This is a genomic window from Flavobacterium cauense R2A-7 (assembly GCF_000498475.1).
In the GTDB taxonomy this organism is placed as follows: domain Bacteria; phylum Bacteroidota; class Bacteroidia; order Flavobacteriales; family Flavobacteriaceae; genus Flavobacterium; species Flavobacterium cauense.
On record NZ_AVBI01000015.1, the window covers coordinates 20,014 to 39,261 of the forward strand.

At 38.0% G+C, this 19,248-nt stretch carries 15 protein-coding genes; 7 read left to right on the plus strand and 8 right to left on the minus strand.

The features are described 5' to 3' along the window. Positions 1-59: 59 nt before the first annotated feature. The 8 genes from FCR2A7T_RS07870 to miaB form a co-directional block, all read right to left on the minus strand. A complete protein-coding gene (locus FCR2A7T_RS07870) occupies positions 60-2,438 on the minus strand; it encodes a hypothetical protein (protein ID WP_023570745.1) in 2,379 nt (792 codons plus the stop codon). Between the two features lie 88 nt (positions 2,439-2,526). Continuing rightward, positions 2,527-4,158 carry a chaperonin GroEL gene (gene groL / locus FCR2A7T_RS07875; RefSeq protein ID WP_023570746.1) on the minus strand — a complete coding sequence of 544 codons (1,632 nt, stop codon included), beginning with the start codon at positions 4,156-4,158 and terminating at the stop codon, positions 2,527-2,529. Between the two features lie 82 nt (positions 4,159-4,240). Next, complete coding sequence (locus FCR2A7T_RS07880; protein ID WP_023570747.1) at positions 4,241-4,516, minus strand: co-chaperone GroES; 276 nt, start codon at positions 4,514-4,516, stop codon at positions 4,241-4,243. Between the two features lie 142 nt (positions 4,517-4,658). Continuing rightward, positions 4,659-5,039 carry a preprotein translocase subunit SecG gene (gene secG, locus FCR2A7T_RS07885; protein ID WP_023570748.1) on the minus strand — a complete coding sequence of 127 codons (381 nt, stop codon included), beginning with the start codon at positions 5,037-5,039 and terminating at the stop codon, positions 4,659-4,661. 11 nt (positions 5,040-5,050) lie between these two features. Continuing rightward, positions 5,051-5,926 carry a tetratricopeptide repeat protein gene (locus tag FCR2A7T_RS07890; RefSeq protein WP_023570749.1) on the minus strand — a complete coding sequence of 292 codons (876 nt, stop codon included), beginning with the start codon at positions 5,924-5,926 and terminating at the stop codon, positions 5,051-5,053. A 74-nt stretch (positions 5,927-6,000) separates the two neighbouring features. Next, positions 6,001-6,504: an LptE family protein gene (locus FCR2A7T_RS07895; protein ID WP_023570750.1), complete on the minus strand. Its 504-nt coding sequence runs from the start codon at positions 6,502-6,504 to the stop codon at positions 6,001-6,003. Positions 6,505-6,528: 24 nt separating this feature from the next. Next, positions 6,529-7,794 carry a sigma-54 interaction domain-containing protein gene (locus FCR2A7T_RS07900; RefSeq protein ID WP_023570751.1) on the minus strand — a complete coding sequence of 422 codons (1,266 nt, stop codon included), beginning with the start codon at positions 7,792-7,794 and terminating at the stop codon, positions 6,529-6,531. Positions 7,795-7,837: 43 nt separating this feature from the next. Beyond that, positions 7,838-9,289, minus strand: coding sequence for a tRNA (N6-isopentenyl adenosine(37)-C2)-methylthiotransferase MiaB (gene miaB, locus FCR2A7T_RS07905; protein ID WP_023570752.1), 1,452 nt, complete (start codon positions 9,287-9,289; stop codon positions 7,838-7,840). A gap of 334 nt (positions 9,290-9,623) precedes the next feature. On the opposite strand from miaB, the gene topA reads away from it, so the two are divergent. The 7 genes from topA (at position 9,624) to FCR2A7T_RS07940 (ending at position 19,248) form a co-directional block, all read left to right on the plus strand. Continuing rightward, the gene (gene topA / locus FCR2A7T_RS07910) at positions 9,624-12,125 is read left to right on the plus strand and encodes a type I DNA topoisomerase (protein ID WP_023570754.1); all 2,502 of its coding nucleotides are present in this window, start codon (positions 9,624-9,626) and stop codon (positions 12,123-12,125) included. Positions 12,126-12,127: 2 nt separating this feature from the next. Further along, positions 12,128-13,276, plus strand: a complete 1,149-nt coding sequence (locus FCR2A7T_RS07915) for a formimidoylglutamase (RefSeq protein ID WP_023570756.1) — start codon at positions 12,128-12,130, stop codon at positions 13,274-13,276. 141 nt (positions 13,277-13,417) lie between these two features. Further along, complete coding sequence (gene porK / locus FCR2A7T_RS07920) at positions 13,418-14,821, plus strand: T9SS ring complex lipoprotein PorK/GldK (RefSeq protein ID WP_035117877.1); 1,404 nt, start codon at positions 13,418-13,420, stop codon at positions 14,819-14,821. A gap of 55 nt (positions 14,822-14,876) precedes the next feature. Further along, a complete protein-coding gene (porL, locus tag FCR2A7T_RS07925; RefSeq protein ID WP_023570758.1) occupies positions 14,877-15,509 on the plus strand; it encodes a type IX secretion system motor protein PorL/GldL in 633 nt (210 codons plus the stop codon). A 39-nt stretch (positions 15,510-15,548) separates the two neighbouring features. Further along, a complete protein-coding gene (gene porM, locus FCR2A7T_RS07930; protein ID WP_023570759.1) occupies positions 15,549-17,102 on the plus strand; it encodes a type IX secretion system motor protein PorM/GldM in 1,554 nt (517 codons plus the stop codon). A 43-nt stretch (positions 17,103-17,145) separates the two neighbouring features. Further along, the gene (gene porN / locus FCR2A7T_RS07935) at positions 17,146-18,123 is read left to right on the plus strand and encodes a type IX secretion system ring subunit PorN/GldN (protein ID WP_023570760.1); all 978 of its coding nucleotides are present in this window, start codon (positions 17,146-17,148) and stop codon (positions 18,121-18,123) included. A gap of 69 nt (positions 18,124-18,192) precedes the next feature. Beyond that, positions 18,193-19,248: an NAD(P)/FAD-dependent oxidoreductase gene (locus FCR2A7T_RS07940; protein WP_035117893.1), complete on the plus strand. Its 1,056-nt coding sequence runs from the start codon at positions 18,193-18,195 to the stop codon at positions 19,246-19,248.

Below are 19,248 nucleotides of genomic sequence, written 5' to 3' on the forward strand. Positions count from 1 at the left end.
GTCTTGTAAATCAATATTAATAAAAAAGCCGTTCAGTATTTCTGAACGGCTTTATTTTGCTATGGTATTTCGATAATTTTTGTTTCGGAGATTAATTGGCCGTCTGTGGCTATCCCTTCAATTATTACTTTCACGCTTTTCTGATAGTAATTTGGGATTGAAAATTTAAACATGCCGTTTTCATCCGTTTCTACGTAGGGTTCCCAATGAATTGTTCCAAAGTTTATAAATCCTTCATTGGTATAGCTTGTGTATTTTGGATTTTTAAAAGGGTTTAGTTTTTGAAATCCATTTTTTACCACAAACGATTGGGAGTTTATTTTAATTTTCTGAACGCCTCCGGTTCCTTTTTTTGTATACACCCTTATGATTCCGTTTGCAGCGTCCATACCGCCTCCGTAACCGCTTTTGTTGATGTAGATTTCGTCAACATTTCTTAGACTGTAACCCAAGAGTTGGCTGAAATCCATAACCGGCGCATCATCAATATAGATAGCCGGACTCTTTGTTCCCAAAAAAGAGGTGGATCTTCTTCCGGTTATGATTACATTGACGCCTTGAATAGAAACATCGTAGCCATTTGCCGCTATAAATTGTAAAAGGTCTCTATTGGAATCCGCTTCTGAGATTTTGAACCCTTTAGACATATTGTTGTTGTATCTTTTTACATTGGTAAGTTGGGGCTTTTTATTTTTGGAATTAATGGTTATAGTGTCCAGATGAACTGTGTTGGCAATTTTTGGGAAGCTGTATTCTGATTTTTCGGATTGTGCAGTAATTACGGGACAGTCTTTTCCTGATGTTCTGAAAGGTTTTATAAAAGGTCTGTTGTTGTTTAAAATTTGGGCAAACAATTTAATTTCTTCTCTTCTTTCTTTTTTGTCCAATAATGAAAAATGCACCGTGGTGGAATCGACTGCTAAGATGTTTTTAAAATAAAACTCGTTGTTGTCATTAATCTCTGAAAACTCATTAAGTCCGGTAGCAATCGAACTTAATTGGACTTTGTATGCTTTTTTGTCCGATAACGGTTTGTTTAGGGTTCCTTTAAACGTTAATCCATTGTCAAAATCAAATTTCTTTTGGGGCGGAGCAATCATCATACTCTGCCAATTGTATTTTGATTTTTGTGAAAGAAGATAGGTGTCAAATTCGTAATGTTTTCTTTTGTTAAAGTTCGAGTAGAAATAAGTGCCATTTGGTGTTTCTTCATTAAGCTCATTGTTTGTTATAAGCGAATTGTAGATGCTTTTCTGTTTTTTTGCAGATTTTGTGTCAGCGGGTAAAACGGATATGCTGATACTTCCTAATGGTATATTGGTTTTCCCGCTTATGGAAATGGAATCATTTTGTTTTTTAATGATTTTGAGATCAAGATTCTTTTCAAATTTTGAGGGCTTAAAGATAACGCGTTCGGCTATTTTTTTTAGTTCTTTGTTTGTTAAGTAAATAGTATTGATCCCTTCTGAAAACACTTCATCCGGTAAAACGATGAGTTGTTCAGGAGTGTTTTCCTTGAAAGTAAAATCTACAAAAGCAGTATTGCTGTTTTGTTGTATTACAAGAGTTAAGAGTTCGTTTTTATAATTGTTTAAACTGTTTGCATTCGTTTTAACCTTTAAAGTGGCTTTGTTTTCAAAGGTGTAATTGTTAACGGAAAATGTAATGCCGTTCTGAGACGGTAAGGGTAATGCTTTTTCCTTCTTTACTGAATTAATGGTGTATACGGCTTTGTAGAGTTCGTTTTTTGTTTGCGGGATATCGAATTTTCCGTATCCAAATTCGTTGGTGGAGAAATTGGTTATGGTTATGCCTTTGGAATCTTTGATTTCACCCTCTTTGACAATAATTCCGTTACCGTTGCAGTCTGTGATTTTAACACCGATGGTATTGGATGTGCCTTCCAAAAAAACATTACTTTCGGGAAAAAATTCGATGTTTGCCGTTTCTAAGTTGACAATATCTGTATCGGGAAGAATTGTGTTCTCTTCAGTATTGATGATTTTAATTTCAAAAACCGAGGATTCGTCTTCTGCAAAATTATTCATGTAATTGGTGTAAACTTGCAGATAGTATATACCGGTTTTTATGTTTTCATCCAGTTTTATATTGCCTTCAAAGATACTGTTATCGGCATAAAACAATTTTGTCATCAATTTTTCCCCCTTTTTATCCATCAAAGTAATGTATACGTTTGATGTGGCAGTATAAGGTTTTTTGTTTTTCTTTTCGATGATGTAACCTTTAAACCAGATGTTGTCGGAGTTCAAGTAAAGGTTTTTATTGAGATGTAAGTGAATGTTTTCGCGATCCAGTTTGAAAAATTCTGTAAAAGCAGATTCGATTTTTTGTTTGGTTTGGTTTAATTCTGCTTGTGCAATAGATGAATAGGATGTGATGCAAAGAAGAAAAAGGAAGAATATTTTTTGAACCCTCATAGTGATGTAAGTTTTATCTCGCGAAGATATAAAAAAAACTGCCTGAATTTATATCCAGGCAGTTTGTGAAAAAATATTTTTTTGGGAATTACATCATTCCCGGCATTCCGCCACCCATTGGCATTCCGCCGCCGGCATTCTCTTCTTTAATTTCCACTAAAGCACATTCGGTAGTTAAGATCATTCCTGCTACAGAAGCGGCATTTTCCAGCGCTACACGAGTTACTTTTTTAGGATCGATAATTCCGGCTTTCAGCATGTCTACATATTCATCGGTTTTGGCGTTGTATCCGAAGTTGTCTTTTCCTTCGGCAACTTTCGCTACCACTACCGAGCCTTCCAAACCTGCATTTTCAACAATGGTTCTTAAAGGTGCTTCCACAGCGCGGGAAACAATCTGGATTCCGGTTGCTTCGTCGGCATTGTCGGCTTTGATTTTGTCTAAAACTTTTTTCGCTCTTAATAAAGCTACACCACCTCCGGCAACGATTCCTTCTTCTACAGCCGCACGGGTTGCGTGTAAAGCGTCATCCACACGGTCTTTTTTCTCTTTCATTTCCACTTCTGAAGCAGCACCAACGTAAAGTACAGCCACACCTCCGGCTAATTTTGCCAAACGCTCCTGTAATTTTTCTTTGTCGTACTCCGAAGTTGAAGTTTCCATTTGGGCTTTGATTTGGTTCACGCGATTTTTAATCATTTCGTGATCTCCGTTTCCGCTTACGATGGTTGTGTTGTCTTTGTCGATAGTAACACGTTTACAGGTTCCTAACATTTCCAAAGTAGTGTGTTCCAAAGTGAAACCTCTTTCTTCAGAAATTACGGTTCCGCCGGTTAAAACTGCGATATCTTCCAACATTGCTTTTCTGCGGTCCCCAAAACCTGGAGCTTTTACCGCAGCAATTTTTAAGGCACCGCGTAATTTGTTAACTACTAAAGTGGAAAGGGCTTCGCCGTCTACATCTTCAGCAATAATCAATAATGGTTTTCCGGATTGTGCTACCGGTTCTAATATTGGAAGTAATTCTTTTAGAGAAGATACTTTTTTGTCGTATAATAAAATGTAAGGACTGTCTAATTCCGCTTCCATTTTTTCCGGATTCGTTACGAAATAAGGTGATAAATAACCTCTGTCGAACTGCATTCCTTCTACCACATCCACGTAAGTGTCTGTTCCTTTAGCTTCTTCAACAGTGATAACGCCTTCTTTACCTACTTTTCCGAATGCCATGGCAATAAGTTCTCCGATTACATCATCGTTGTTAGCCGAAATGGAAGCAACCTGTTTGATTTTGTCGGTTGAACTGCCTACTTCTTTTGCTTGTTTTTGTAAATCGGTAACAATTGCCTCTACAGCTTTGTCGATACCGCGTTTCAAATCCATCGGATTGGCACCTGCCGCAACGTTTTTCAAACCTTCTTTAACGATGGCTTGTGCTAAAACCGTTGCTGTTGTGGTTCCGTCTCCGGCTAAATCATTCGTTTTAGAAGCTACTTCTTTTACCATTTGTGCACCCATGTTCTCTAGAGTGTCTTTCAGTTCGATTTCTTTTGCTACCGAAACGCCGTCTTTTGTTACTGTTGGTGCGCCAAAGGATTTGCTGATGATAACATTACGTCCTTTTGGTCCTAAAGTTACTTTTACTGCATTTGCCAATGCGTCTACACCGCGTTTTAAACCATCGCGTGCTTCAATATCAAATTTTATATCTTTTGCCATAATTTAATTTAGAATTTAGAAGTCAGAATTTAAAAATTTAACTTCTAGTTAATTTAATGTTTGCAACTTAATTTTTTGTGTCTTAGATAATCGCTAGAATGTCGTCTTCACGCATGATCAGATAATCTTTGCCTTCAAATTTTAAATCGGTTCCGGCATATTTTCCGTATAAAACAGTATCGCCAACTTTTACAGTCATGTTGTGGTCTTTAGTTCCGTTTCCTACAGCTACAACAATTCCTTTTTGTGGTTTTTCTTTTGCAGTATCGGGGATGAAAATTCCAGAGGCAGTTTGTGTTTCAGCTGCCATTGGTTCAACAAGAACGCGGTCTGAAAGTGGTTTAATGTTTAATGCCATAATTATATTTTTTGATGTTATTAAATTTTTGACGAATTCTTTTTTTCAGAAATTATGCCAAGCCTCGTAAACTGACAAATTTACCAAATAAAAAATGCCAGCACTGACAGGCTGGCATTTTTAAAAAAGCTTTCGCTAATAATTATTTTTTTGCTTCTTCTGTAGCTGCCGGTTGAGCTGCATCAGTTGTAGCAGGAGTTTCTTGTTTTGCAGCTTCTGGAGTTGCTGTTGCCGGAGCAGGAGCCGCTACTGGGGCAGGAGTGCTGTTGTCAATAATTTTAGAACCGGTATCACTTAATGTTCCTGTGAAGCTTAAACTTGATAATAAAATTAAGGCAATTAACAAGCCGGCTAATGTCCAAGTACTTTTGTCAAGAAAATCATTTGTTTTCTGTACACCACCCATCATTTGTGATCCTCCGATAGCAGAAGATAAACCTCCTCCTTTAGGATTTTGAACCATAACTACCACTACAAGTAAAAAACATACGATTGTGATTAACACTAAAAAAATTGAAAACATATTTTTATTCTTTAATTATTATTTTGTTGTAAAAGTCTAATATCCGAAATTCGGTCTGCAAAGAAACTACTTTTTTCCGGATATTTCAAAATTAAAATTTCATAAGCTTGTATCGCTTTTTGATATTTTTTCTGTTCCAGATACACTTTGGCTAAAGTTTCCGTCATTAAGTAGGAGTTGTCCTGAGTGGATTTCTCAATATTTATTGGGGTTACAGGAGCATTTTTAACTGAAATGATTTTTGGGTTGCTCTCGATAAATTTGTCAATCAGCTCTGTTTTTTTCTTTTTTTCTTCGTCAATTTCAGGCGACTTTGCCTCGTTTTCTCTCTGAATAGGAGTGATTTTAGCTAATTGTAACCACTCTTGAAACGAATGTTTTTCCTGTTTTGAAAAATCCAACGGTTTACCGATTTCTAATTTTTCCTCAATGGTTTCCGTCTTTTCTGTTTCTGTCGGAACAGTGACTTCTTCATCTTCAGTTATCGCTTCCGGTGCTGCAATTTGGATGGAATGGAGTATGGACTGCTCTAAAGGATTTGCTTTAGGCTGTACTTCAACAGCATCGGAAACTACAATTTTATATTGATTGACAATAATCTCGTTTATTGCGGCCTCTTTTTCTTCTAAAAAAGCTTTCTGGATGGAAGTGAAATCTTCAGAAGTAATGAATTCGAAAAGTACACTTCTATCTGTGGTATAAGCAGCGGTTTTTTTTAATTCCTGATTGTAACGGAAACTGTTCTGATTGTAAAGTCCTTTCAGATGAATTGCTCTTGCCGATTGAAAATAAGGGAACTCCTCCAAAACCGTTTCCAGCTCGATGGTTTGTTTCCCGTTTATCGCTTCGGGTCTGTTAATCAGGTATGTTAAATCGTTTACATTCAAGGTTTAATATTCAGTGTTCAGTTTTTCTATTGTGCCATTTATAAATTTTCAGGCTTTCAACGGATTGTTTTGATTTACCATTTTGCTAACGAGGCGTTGAAAATGTCTTGCGTAATTCTTTCAAAAATAACATCTAGTGCTTCAGTTAATTTTGCACCTACTAATTGTTGGTTCCCTTCAAAATCATAATAAAAAGAAAAAGGTTTTTCAAAATCATCGTCCGGTTTCTTTTTATTTGTAAAACGTACATTTACTGTTATGGTAAGTCGGTTTTGAGCGGCCAACTGATCGGCTGTGGCTGTCATTGGCGTAATCCGGTATTCTTTAATTTCGCCTTCGTATACCAAGTCACCACCCGAATTAGTCAGGTTAAGATTCGTTTGGTTTTGCAGGATTTCCTGAAGTTCCAAGGTAAACGTTCGTTCAATTCCGGGTTCAATCAAGGCTGCATTGTTCTGAAAATAATTGACCTGAAAGGTTTTGGCATCGATTTTTCCGGTTCCTGTGAAGTTGTAATAAGAACAACTGCTAAAACAGAAAAGAGTAATGAGTGCAATTATATATTGTAAGTGTTTCATTTTTAATTTTAAAGTCCAAATATACTATAAATCGAATTGTTTTATCTTTCGGTACAATGTTCTTTCGGAAATTCCCAATTCGTCTGCAGCTGCTTTGCGTTTGCCTTTGTTGCGTTCCAGGGCTTTTTTTATCAATTCGATTTCTTTTTCATCCAATCGAAGGGAGTCTTCCTCTTCTACGGTTTCTGCAAAAAGATAATCCTGATCGTCATCGTCATCGTCAAATTCTTCCTGAAGATTTTGGTTTTGAACCGGAATAGCGGCTAACGAAGGCTCTTCAAACGGAATTTCGCTTTCCTCTTTCTGACCGTAAATGCGCTGAATCAGTCCTTTGTTGGTTTCCTGAACATTTTTTGCATTGCCACTCTGCATCAATTCCAAAGTCAGTTTTTTCAAATCGTTCAAATCGCTTTTCATGTCGAAAAGAATTTTATACAATATTTCACGTTCCGAACTGAAATCGCTTTCCGCTTTTTTAGTTCCGATTACCGAAGGCAGGTTGCTGCCTTCTGCCGGCAAATAGGATTGTAAGGTAGCCAATGTAATGTCACGATTGGTTTCCAGAACCGAAATCTGTTCGGCGGCATTGCGCAACTGGCGAATGTTTCCGCTCCAACGGTATTTCGTTAAATATTGAATCGCATTATCATCCAGTTTAATGGGTGGCATTTTGTATTTGTGAGCAAAATCCGAAGCAAATTTCCGGAACAACAAATGAATATCGTCTTTTCGTTCGCGCAACGGCGGCAACATAATGTCAACCGTACTCAAACGATAATACAAGTCTTCACGGAATTTTCCTTTTTCGATGGCATCAAACATGTTCACGTTGGTGGCTGCCACAATACGGACATTGGTTTTCTGTACCTGTGAAGAACCTACTTTTATGAATTCACCATTTTCCAAAACACGTAATAAGCGCACTTGGGTGGTTAACGGCAATTCGCCCACTTCGTCTAAGAAAATGGTTCCGCCATCGGCTACTTCAAAATACCCTTCACGCGTAGCCGTAGCGCCGGTAAAAGAGCCTTTCTCGTGTCCGAACAATTCACTGTCAATCGTTCCTTCCGGAATCGCACCACAGTTTACGGCAATATATTTTCCGTGTTTTCGGTGTGATAAGGAATGGATGATTTTCGGAATACTTTCTTTACCCACACCACTTTCTCCGGTAACCAATACCGAAATGTCGGTAGGAGCTACCTGAATCGCTTTTTCAATCGCACGGTTAAGCTTCGGGTCGTTCCCGATAATTTCAAATCGCTGTTTTATGGCTTGAACTGATTCCATGTGTTATTGAGAACCTGCTAAATAAGTTCTTTTTGTTAACTAATTAGTTTTGCATTTCGCTGTAACCCACCGCTTCTCCAATTAAGGTTGCCGTAGTACAATCGGTTACTTTTACCATGACGAAATCGCCCGGTTTGTAATCGCCTTTCGGGAAAACTGTTACTACGTTTTCAGAATTTCTTCCGCTCCAGTGCGCCTCCGATTTTTTGGATTCTTTTTCAATTAAAACTTCCACGGTTTGGTTTAGGAAACGGGAAGTTCTTTTGTAACTCAGTTCCTGTTGTAAATCCACCACTTCCTGTAAACGACGTTTTTTAACTTCTTCCGGAACATCATCTTCCATTTTTCGGGCCGCCAAAGTTCCGGGTCTTTCCGAATAGGCAAACATATAACCGAAGTCGTATTCCACATATTCCATCAGACTTAAAGTGTCTTGGTGGTCTTCTTCGGTTTCGGTTGGGAAACCGGTAATCATATCCTGTGAAATCGAACAGCCCGGAATAATCGCCTTGATTTTATCCACCAAAGCCATATATTCTTCACGGGTGTGCTGACGGTTCATCTCTTTTAAAATACGTGTACTTCCTGATTGCACCGGTAAGTGAATGTAGTTGCAAACGTTATGGTGTTTTGCAATCACATGCAATACTTCTTCGTGCATGTCCTGCGGATTTGAAGTCGAAAAACGAAAACGCATCTTCGGAAACTGAATGGCACACATGTCCAATAACTGTGCAAAATCAACTGCCGTAGCTTTCTGCATTTCGGTTGCTTTATCATAGTCTTTTTTCAGTCCGCCGCCGTACCAAAGGTAACTGTCGACGTTTTGTCCTAAAAGACACACTTCTTTGAAGCCTCTGTCGTATAAATCTTTGATTTCTTCTAGAATCGATTGTGGCTCACGGCTGCGTTCGCGTCCGCGGGTAAAGGGAACTACGCAAAACGTACACATGTTGTCGCAGCCACGCGTGATGGAAACAAAAGCGTTGATGCCGTTACTTTGCAAACGCACCGGCGAAATATCGCCATAAGTTTCATCTTTCGATAAAATTACGTTAATCGCATCGCGGCCTTCTTCCACTTCCTGTAAAAGATTCGGTAAATCTTTATAGGCATCCGGTCCTACGACCATGTCTACGATTTTTTCTTCCTCTAGAAACTGGCTTTTCAAACGTTCGGCCATACAGCCCAAAACGCCCACTTTCATACCTGGATTAATGCTGCGTTTTACCGCGTTGTATTTTTCCAGACGTTTGCGAACGGTTTGTTCGGCTTTGTCGCGAATCGAGCAGGTGTTCACCAAAACCAAATCGGCTTCTTCCAGATTTTGGGTGGTGTTGTAACCTTGTTCGGTTAAAATGGAAGCTACAATTTCACTGTCCGAAAAATTCATCGCACAACCGTAACTTTCTATAAAAAGCTTTTTCGTATTCTCTTCTTTTTGTTCTAATACAAGGCTTGTTCCTTGTTTTTTCTCGTCAATTTCCTTTTCCATAGTGCACTCAAGCGTGTAAAAATCAATGCGCAAAGATAATACTAAATTTGATTTTCTGACAAGATGGCAGATTTGTTTAACAAAAGTTTTATGAAGCGAATGGTTCAGGCTTTTTTGGAGTCTGTTTTCCCGCTTTCCGCTTCAATTCTTTTCGCTCTTAAAGAAAGAGCAAAAAGGATTTCCGCTGCAATCGGGGCTATTGAATTTGCGTCAGGAATTTTTGGATACTATATATAGGTGTAATTGTTTTTCAACGACAAAATTTACTTTTAAAATTGGCAAAACGGCAATATTTAAAAAAATCCTATACTTTTGCGCTTCAAATAAAGAGTAAATGGCAAAGAATTTAGTGATCGTTGAGTCACCTGCAAAAGCAAAAACCATAGAGAAGTTTTTAGGAAACGACTATCAGGTGGAATCGAGTTACGGACATATTGCGGATCTTCCTTCCAAAGAAATCGGAGTGGATGTGGAAAATGGTTTCAAACCAAAATATGAAGTTTCTCCCGATAAGAAAGCCTTGGTGAGTAAATTGAAAACGTTATCTAAAGCTGCGGATACGGTTTGGTTGGCTTCCGATGAGGACCGCGAGGGAGAGGCTATTTCATGGCACTTGGCGGAAGAATTAAAATTGGATCCAAAAAAGACGAAACGTATTGTTTTTCATGAGATTACAAAAAATGCCATTTTAAAAGCAATCGATAATCCAAGACAGATCGATTATAATTTAGTGAATGCACAACAGGCACGACGTGTGTTGGACCGCTTGGTGGGATACGAATTGTCGCCGGTTTTATGGCGTAAAATCAAAGGCGGATTGTCTGCCGGTCGTGTGCAATCGGTATCCGTTCGTTTGATTGTCGAGCGGGAACGCGAAATTCAGAATTTTAAGCCGGTGGCGTCTTATTCGGTTGTAGCTGAATTTGCCAATGAAGCTGGTAAAACCTTCAAAGCGAAATTACCCAAGAACTTCAATACAAAAAAAGAAGCCGAAGATTTTCTAAACCAAAATATAGGTTCTATATATAAGGTAGCGGATTTAGAAACCAAACCTACCAAAAAATCACCCACAGCCCCTTTTACGACGTCGACTTTACAACAGGAAGCGGCCCGTAAATTGTATTTGCCGGTGGGAATCACGATGCAGTTAGCGCAACGTTTGTACGAAGCCGGATTGATTACCTATATGAGAACGGATAGTGTGAACCTTTCCAAAGAAGCTATGGAGGCGGCTCAGGCGGAAATCATTGCATCGTACGGAAAAGAATTTTCTAAACCGAGAACTTTTGCTAATAAAAGTAAAGGAGCACAGGAAGCACACGAGGCGATTCGTCCAACGGATATGTCCAGACATACGGTTAACATCGACAGAGATCAGGCTCGTTTGTATGATTTGATTTGGAAAAGAACCTTAGCATCTCAAATGAGCGATGCCGAATTGGAACGTACCAATGTGAAAATCGAAGCGAACAATCATAAAGAGCTTTTCACGGCAACCGGAGAGGTTATCAAGTTTGAAGGTTTTCTGAAAGTGTATCTCGAAGGTCATGATGACGATGAAGAGGAACAGGAAGGAATGTTGCCTGCTATGAAAGTGAATGAAAGACTGCAAAACAATTACATTACGGCAACCGAAAGATATACAAGACCCGCTGCTCGTTACACTGAAGCCTCTTTAGTAAAAAAACTGGAAGAGCTGGGTATCGGTCGTCCGTCAACATACGCGCCAACCATTTCGACTATCATCAACAGAAATTATGTGGAGAAAGGAAATCTGGAAGGTCAGGAACGAAATTATACACAATTGGTACTTCAGTCGGGGAAACTCGTGGAGAAACAATTGAAAGAAAATACCGGTTCGGATAAAGGGAAGTTAGTCCCAACTGATATCGGAACCATTGTAACCGACTTTTTAGTAAAGAACTTTGAAACCATTTTGGATTACAACTTCACGGCAAAAGTGGAACAGGATTTTGATGAAATCGCCGAAGGAAATATCGAATGGGCTAAAATGATGAATGATTTCTATAAGCATTTTCATCCGACAGTTAAAAATGTTGAGGAGAATGCCGAAAGAGAAAGTGGGGAACGTATTTTAGGAAAAGATCCGAAAACCGGAAAACAAGTGAGTGTGCGTTTGGGTAAATTCGGACCGATGGCTCAAATTGGGGATGTCGACGATGAGAACAAACAATTCGCAAGTTTGCGTACCGAACAAAATATCGGTAACATCACACTGGAAGAAGCGTTGAATTTATTTTTGCTTCCAAAAGTGTTGGGTACTTATAAAGGAGAAGAAGTGGAAGTGAGCAACGGTCGTTTCGGTCCGTATGTACGTCATGGAAGTGTCTTTATTTCATTGCCTAAAGGTGAGGAGCCTTTGGATGTTTCGATGGACAGAGCGCAGGAGCTGATTGATGAAAAAGCGAAAGCCGATGCGCCAATCGCAACCTATAAAAACGAACCGGTACAAAAAGGGGTGGGGCGTTTTGGGCCTTTCATCAAATGGAACGGAATGTTTATTAATGTGAGTAAGAAATACAATTTCGATAATTTATCGCAATCGGATATAACGGAGTTAATTGAAGATAAATTGCAGAAAGAAATCGATAAGGTAATCCATAATTGGGAAGACGAAGGAATTCGCGTGGAAAAAGCACGTTGGGGGCGTTCGGTAATTACCAAAGGAAAAATTAAAATCGAATTGAGTAAAGAGGTAGATGCTGCGGCGATGACGTTGGAACAAGTGAAGGAGTTGATTGAGAAAAAAACACCTGCTAAGAAAACCGCTGCAAAGAAAACAACCGCTAAAAAAGCGCCTGCTAAAAAGAAATAATTATGGTATTTGATTTTTTTCAACCGCTGGATGCTGATTTTTTTGAGTTTGTTCAAGGTTTGAGCAGTCAGACTTTGGGTAAAAAAGTGGTTTTTCATTCCGAAACGGATTTTCCGAACATCGAGAAGGCTTCCATTGCAGTAATTGGAGTTTTGGAAAGTCGCGGAATGGGTGAGGGAAATTATGAAACCGATTTGACGCATATCCGAAAAGAATTCTACAGTATGTTTCCCGGAAATTGGGAAGCACAAATTGTGGATCTAGGGAATATTGCTCCCGGGAATTCCTTGGAAGATACCTATTATGTGTTGAAAAATGCGGTGGCGCAATTGATAAAGAATAAAGTAATTCCTCTTGTGATAGGAGGTTCCCAGGATTTGACCTATGCCATGTACCGTGCTTACGATCAGTTGGAGCAAATGGTGAATGTGGTTTCGGTGGACAGTAGGTTTGATTTTGCCAAAGAAAACGGATTACCGGCCAATTCTTTTTTGTCGTCAATGATTGTGGAAGAGCCGAATAATCTTTTTAATTACAGTAATATCGGATATCAAACCTACTTTAACTCTCAGGAAGAAATTGATTTGATTGAAAAATTGTATTTTGATGCCTATCGTTTAGGGGAAGTTTGTAATAATCCTGCCATTGCAGAACCTGTTTTTCGCGATGCGGATTTGGTGTCGTTGGATTTAACATCGGTAAAATCATCAGATTCCGGAAATTTTGTGAATTTTATACCAAACGGATTCAACGGAAAAGAAATTTGTGTACTTTCGCGCTATTCGGGAATCAGTGATAAGGTAACGTCTTTTGGGGTGTTTAATCACGGAAATTCTAAAGCGGAATCGGTGCTGACAGCTCAGGTATTGTGGTATTTTATAGAAGGGTTTCATTATCGATCCAAAGAGTATCCGTTCGGGGTTAAAGAAGATTACCTGAAATATATTGTGCCCTTGGAGGACGAAGAATTAATCTTCTATAAAAGTGATAAAACCGACAGATGGTGGATAGAAATTCCTTTTTTGTCGAATCTTAACAATAAATTAAGAAGAAGTACGTTATTACCATGCACCTATGAGGATTATGTAGGGGCTACCAATCAGGAGATTCCTGAACGATGGTGGAAAGCACAGAAGAAAAATTTAATATAAAGTGATTAAATAGCGATAAACCTATACATTTTACAACAATTTGATTTTTTTAAGTTTTTTTTAGGAAAAAAATTGTTTTTTAGAAAATAAATAAATAGGTTTACGCCCTTAAATATGTATATATAATTAACCCAGATTTATATGAAGAAGTTCATAGCGTTTACAGCACTTGTTTCATTGTTCTTTAGTAGTTGTCACAAAAACGACAGAGGTGAACTAGTAGGAGTTAAAGGAAGAAAATGGCATCCAGAGAAGCCATATGGTATGACTTTGGTTCCTGGAGGTGCATTTATTATGGGTAAATCAGATGATGATTTAGCTAATGTTCAGGATGCACCCACTAAAACTGTTACCGTTCGTTCATTTTATATGGATGAAACGGAAATCACTAATAGTGAGTACCGTCAGTTTGTGGAATGGGTAAAGGATTCAATTACCAGAACAAGATTGGCTATACTTGCTGATGAGCAGGGTATAAAACCAGGTGGAGGTACAGGTGGTAAGGCTGGAAGCATCGGTGATTTTGCGTTCAAAGACCAAGATCCGGCTAAAATGTCTGCTTATGATAAATATATGTATGAGAACTATTATAGTGTAGGTACAGATGAGGATCCGTATGCGGGTAGACGTTTAAATAGAAAAGTGAAATTGCACAATAATGTTCAGAAATATCCGGATGAGCATTATGTTGAAGTGATGGACTCTTTGTATTTGCCTGCTACTGAATCTTACAATGGTTTAAGAACATTTGATGTTTCTAAATTGAAATTCCGTTATTCTTGGATGGACATTCAGGCTGCGGCTAAAGATAAATCTGTTGGAAGCAGCAGAACAAAAAGAAGTAAATTCATCAAAACGGAAAATATTCAAATTTATCCAGATACAACCGTTTGGATTAAAGACTTTGCTTATTCGTACAATGAGCCAATGCATAATGACTATTTCTGGCACCAAGCTTATGGGGAGTATCCTGTAGTGGGTGTTTCTTGGAAACAGGCTAAAGCATTTTGTGCTTGGAGAACAATGAATAAAAACTCTTACATTAAAAAGAAAAAAGGAAGAGATCAGGTGAATTCATTCCGTTTGCCTACGGAGGCAGAGTGGGAATATTCTGCAAGAGGAGGTCTGGAATCTGGAACATACCCTTGGGGAGGTCCTTATGCTAAAAATGACAGAGGTTGTTTCTTGGCGAACTTCAAACCAAATCGTGGAGATTATGCTGCTGACGGTGCTTTGTATACTGTAGAGGCAAAATCATATGAGCCAAATGAATACCATTTGTATAATATGGCGGGTAACGTAGCAGAGTGGACGGATTCTTCTTATGATCCTGCGGCTTATGAGTATGTTTCAACAATGAACCCGAATGTTCCAGATTTATCTAACATGCGTAAGGTGACTCGTGGAGGTTCTTGGAAAGATGTTGCGTATTTCTTACAGGTGAGTACTCGTGATTATGAGTATGCGGATTCTGCAAGATCATACATCGGTTTCAGAACAGTTCAGGATTACATGGGTACAAGCAATACAAAAACCCAAAAATAGTTTTAAAAATTAACCAATTTTTTATATTAACTTAACTAACTAAAATTTATTTATTATGGCAGTATTACCAAAAAAAGTCATGAGTTTTGCCTACGGTATGGGGGCAGCAGTAGTAATCATCGGAGCATTATTTAAAATCATGCACTGGCCAGGAGCAGGAACTTTCCTTATTATTGGTTTAGGAACTGAGGCTCTTATCTTCGGTTTATCAGCTTTCGAAACTGAAACAGAATTAGATTGGTCTTTGGTTTATCCTGAATTAGCTGGTGGAGAAGCTAAAAAGAAAGAAGCGAAAAAAGAAAACCCAGCTGAGGCTCAAGGTTTGTTGTCTCAAAAATTAGACAACATGTTGAAAGAGGCTAAAATTGACGGTGAGTTAATGGCTAGCTTAGGAAACAGTATTAAAAATTTCGAAGGTGCTGCTAAAAACATCGCTCCTACAGTAGATGCAATTGCTTCTCAAAAGAAATATGCTGAAGAAATGGGTATGGCTGCTGCGCAATTGGAAACTTTAAACGGTATGTATAAAGTACAGTTGGAAAGCGCTACACGTAATGCAGAGATCAACAAAGAAGTTGCTGAAAACAACTTGAAATTAAAAGATCAAATGCAATCGTTGACTGCAAACTTATCTTCATTAAATAATGTATATGGCGGAATGCTTTCTGCAATGAGTAACAGAGGCTAATTAGTTTCATAATTATTAATTTTTAAAACTAATTAGAAAATGGCAGGAGGAAAATTAAGTCCTAGACAGAAGATGATTAACCTAATGTACTTGGTTTTCATCGCGATGTTGGCATTAAATATGTCAAAAGAAGTATTAACGGCTTTCGGTTTGATGAATGAAAAATTCGAAGGTGTTAATAAGTTCTCTGATGAATATAACGGAAGTTTATACGGACAGTTAGAGTCTAAAGCTGGAGAAAATAAAGCACAGTTTGGTGCTCCGTTTGCTAAAGCACAACAGATTAAACCTATCGTTAAAGAATTCAATGATTATATCCAAACATTGAAAAACGATATCACTAAAGATATTGAGAAAGATAAGGATGGTAAATTGCCTTACGAATCAATGGATAAAGGTGATAAAATCGACGAAGCTTGGTTTAGTGGAGACGGTTATTCTAAAAAAGGAAAAGAAATCATCGCTGCTTTCGATAAATTCAAAAGTGGAATCGCTGGTGTTATTGGTAAAGATGTTAAATATCAACCAATCCTTAAAGACGTTAACGCAAAATTCAGCACGGCTGATGTGAAAGATAAAGAAGGTGTAACTAAATTGTTCTTAGATTACCACTTTAAAGGATTCCCGGCTGTTGCTTCATTAACGAAGTTGTCTGCTATCCAAAGTGATATCAAAAAAACAGAGCAGGATATCTACAACGCTTTAATTGGTAACACTACAGCTCAAGCAGCTTCAATGTCAAACTATAAAGCAATTGTTGTTTTTGAAAAATCTGTAGTTTTCCAAGGAGAAGCAGTTAAAGGTAAAGTAGTATTAGGTCGTTATGACGAATCAACGGTTCCAAACTCTTTTAACGTAAACGGAGCTAGCTCTAAAATTGAAAACGGTCAGGCTGTGTTCAATGCAACAGCTGGTGGTGTTGGAGAAAAAGAAATCTCTGGTAAATTTACATTTATCGAGGATGGAAAATCTATCCCGGTTGAGTTCAAAGAAAAATATGTTGTAGTACCAAGACCAAACTCAGCGAATATTTCTGCTGATAAAATGAATGTAGTATATAGAGGTTTACCAAACCCAATGACAATTTCATTTGCTGGTATCTCTGATGATAAAGTAAATGCTTCAGCACCGGGCTTATCTAAAGCTGGAAAACCAGGTGCATACAATTTGAATCCTGGATCAGGAACAGAAGTTGTAGTGAATGTTACTGGAAAATTACCTGATGGTAAAACCGTAGCTGATAAAAAAGCATTCCGTATTAAAAACATTCCTCCTCCAATCGGTGCAATCGGTGGTGAGATGGGTGTTGTTAAAGGTGCTAAAGGTAGATTGGAAGTGTCTCAGGTTTCTGCAAAATTACCGGATTTCTTGTATGACTTGAATTTCCAAGTTACTCAATTTACTTTCAAAGTTCCTGGACAAGCGGCAGTTATTGTAAACGGAGACAGAGTTAACGGTCAGTGTAAAGCTGCTTTAGCTAGAGCTGGACGTGGTGATCAGGTTACGATTTCTGATATTAAAACAAAAATCATTGGCGTAAGTGCTAATATTATGACTGGTAAAACAGCACCAGTTGTATACGAAATTCAATAATAATTTAAGTACTGGTTAGCTTAAATAACTTTAATTTTAGAACATGAAATTGAGAAACTTTTTAGTAGTATTTTTTGCAGTGGCAGGAAGCTATGCATCATTCGCACAGTCGAACTTGTTGAATGCTAAAACTCCTGATGAAATCGGGAAGAAGACTGCTGCGCAAATGAATGCGGATAATGATAAGCCACTTCCTTACGGGTATGTTCACGATCGTGATATCCTTATGGGAAAAGCTATTTGGGAAATTGTTGACTTGGATGAAAGAGTTAATTTTCCTATGTATTATCCAATTGATTCAGTAAACATTGGAAGCGATAGACGTTCTTTGTTTGATGTTCTTATAAAAGGAATCAAAACGGGAAGAATAACTGAAGTGTATACTGATGATTATTTCAATACTAAGAAGACTCTTAAAGACATGGCTTCTTCGTTCACTTACATTGATACTACTCAAGCAGGTAGAGATGAGATTAATACTTACTATGATCAGTATTTCCCTCAAGCTAAAACTGTACGAAAAAAAGTAAACGGTAAGTGGGTAACAGAAACTGTTCCTGGAACGCCAACTAAAGTTTTGGATCCTCAATACATTGACAAAAGAGAATTGACAGGTATTGATATTTCAGGATATAAAATTAAAGGTTACTGGTATTTTGATAAAAGACAAGGTGAATTGAAATACAGAATGTTGGGTATTTGTCCAGTAGCTCCGGAAGCGAGAGATATTGGAGCTGAAAATCCTGATGTAATCGAGTTGTTCTGGGTGTACTTCCCGTCAATTAGAGATGTATTACATGAAAACAAAGCTTTCAATGACAAGAATTCAGCTATGCCTATTACGTTCGACCACTTGTTAAATGCTCGTCGTTTCAGCGCCGTGATTTACAAAGAAGAAAACGTATACGGAGATAGAAAAATCGAAGACTACATGAAAGAGAACTCTCAGATGCAGTTATTAGAATCTGAGCGTGTAAAAGAGAAAATCCGCAACTTCGAGCAAGATATGTGGAACTACTAATAGTGAATTTCTTTTTTAAATATAGAAAAACTCCAACCTTAAATGGTTGGAGTTTTTTACTTTTGTACCATGATAGATTATTTAATTGTAGGCTCTGGTTTAGCAGGTATTTGTTTTGCAGAAACGGCTATGCGAAACGGAAAGACCTTTTTGCTCATTGATGATTTTTCGGTTTCTTCTTCAAAAGTGGCTGGAGGTTTGTATAACCCTGTTATTTTAAAACGTTTTAGCCTTGTTTGGAAAGCTGCGGAACAACTTGAGTACGGATTACAATTTTATGAGAGTATCGAAAAGAAATTAGGAGTAAACTTTGTGCATCCACTTCCGGTTTATCGAAAATTTGTTTCGGTTGAAGAACAAAATAATTGGTTTACCGCCAGCGATAAGCCTAAACTTTCTCCTTTTCTTTCGTTGGAGATCGTTACCAAAAAATATAATGGAATTGATTCGCCCTTTGGTTTTGGCGAAATCTTCCGAACAGGATACTTGGATATGAATGTTTTTCTGGATAGTTGCAATCATTTTTTTTCTACTCAGAAATTACTTTTAAACGAAACATTTGATTATTCGTTAATCGAATCTAATCAAGAGTATGTTCAATACAAAGATATTCAAGCTAAACACCTCATTTTTGCTGAAGGATTCTCTATGCACAAAAATCCTTATTTCAATGATTTGCCCCTTGATGGTACCAAAGGTGAATTGTTGATTATCAAAGCGCCTAAAATGGATTTGGATGTAATTATCAACTCCAATTTATTCATACTGCCGTTGGGTAATGATCTATATAAAATTGGTGCCACTTATAATTGGTCCGATAAAACAAGTACGCCTACGCCTGAAGGAAAAGCGGAACTGTTAATTCGACTAATGGAGCTGTTAACCTGCGATTTTGAAGTGGTTGAACATCTTGCAGGCGTTCGCCCTACCGTTAATGACAGAAGACCTTTGGTAGGTGTTCATGCGGGGCATAAAAATCTGTATGTGTTAAACGGATTAGGGACCCGAGGGGTTATGTTAGGACCTTGGCTCGCAAAATCGTTGTTTGAATTCATAGAACAACAAGTTCCGCTTGATGACCAAATTAATATTCAACGATTTTATAAAAAAAGAGGAGCCTTGTAG

Excerpts from the sequence above, each read along its gene's own strand:
- FCR2A7T_RS07870 (WP_023570745.1), bottom strand. The coding sequence starts at position 2,438 with ATGAGGGTTCAAAAAATATTCTTCCTTTTTCTTCTTTGCATCACATCC.
- groL (WP_023570746.1), bottom strand. The coding sequence starts at position 4,158 with ATGGCAAAAGATATAAAATTTGATATTGAAGCACGCGATGGTTTAAAA.
- FCR2A7T_RS07880 (WP_023570747.1), bottom strand. The coding sequence starts at position 4,516 with ATGGCATTAAACATTAAACCACTTTCAGACCGCGTTCTTGTTGAACCA.
- secG (WP_023570748.1), bottom strand. The coding sequence starts at position 5,039 with ATGTTTTCAATTTTTTTAGTGTTAATCACAATCGTATGTTTTTTACTT.
- FCR2A7T_RS07895 (WP_023570750.1), bottom strand. The coding sequence starts at position 6,504 with ATGAAACACTTACAATATATAATTGCACTCATTACTCTTTTCTGTTTT.
- FCR2A7T_RS07900 (WP_023570751.1), bottom strand. The coding sequence starts at position 7,794 with ATGGAATCAGTTCAAGCCATAAAACAGCGATTTGAAATTATCGGGAAC.
- miaB (WP_023570752.1), bottom strand. The coding sequence starts at position 9,289 with ATGGAAAAGGAAATTGACGAGAAAAAACAAGGAACAAGCCTTGTATTA.
- topA (WP_023570754.1), top strand. The coding sequence starts at position 9,624 with ATGGCAAAGAATTTAGTGATCGTTGAGTCACCTGCAAAAGCAAAAACC.
- FCR2A7T_RS07915 (WP_023570756.1), top strand. The coding sequence starts at position 12,128 with ATGGTATTTGATTTTTTTCAACCGCTGGATGCTGATTTTTTTGAGTTT.
- porK (WP_035117877.1), top strand. The coding sequence starts at position 13,418 with ATGAAGAAGTTCATAGCGTTTACAGCACTTGTTTCATTGTTCTTTAGT.
- porL (WP_023570758.1), top strand. The coding sequence starts at position 14,877 with ATGGCAGTATTACCAAAAAAAGTCATGAGTTTTGCCTACGGTATGGGG.
- porM (WP_023570759.1), top strand. The coding sequence starts at position 15,549 with ATGGCAGGAGGAAAATTAAGTCCTAGACAGAAGATGATTAACCTAATG.
- porN (WP_023570760.1), top strand. The coding sequence starts at position 17,146 with ATGAAATTGAGAAACTTTTTAGTAGTATTTTTTGCAGTGGCAGGAAGC.
- FCR2A7T_RS07940 (WP_035117893.1), top strand. The coding sequence starts at position 18,193 with ATGATAGATTATTTAATTGTAGGCTCTGGTTTAGCAGGTATTTGTTTT.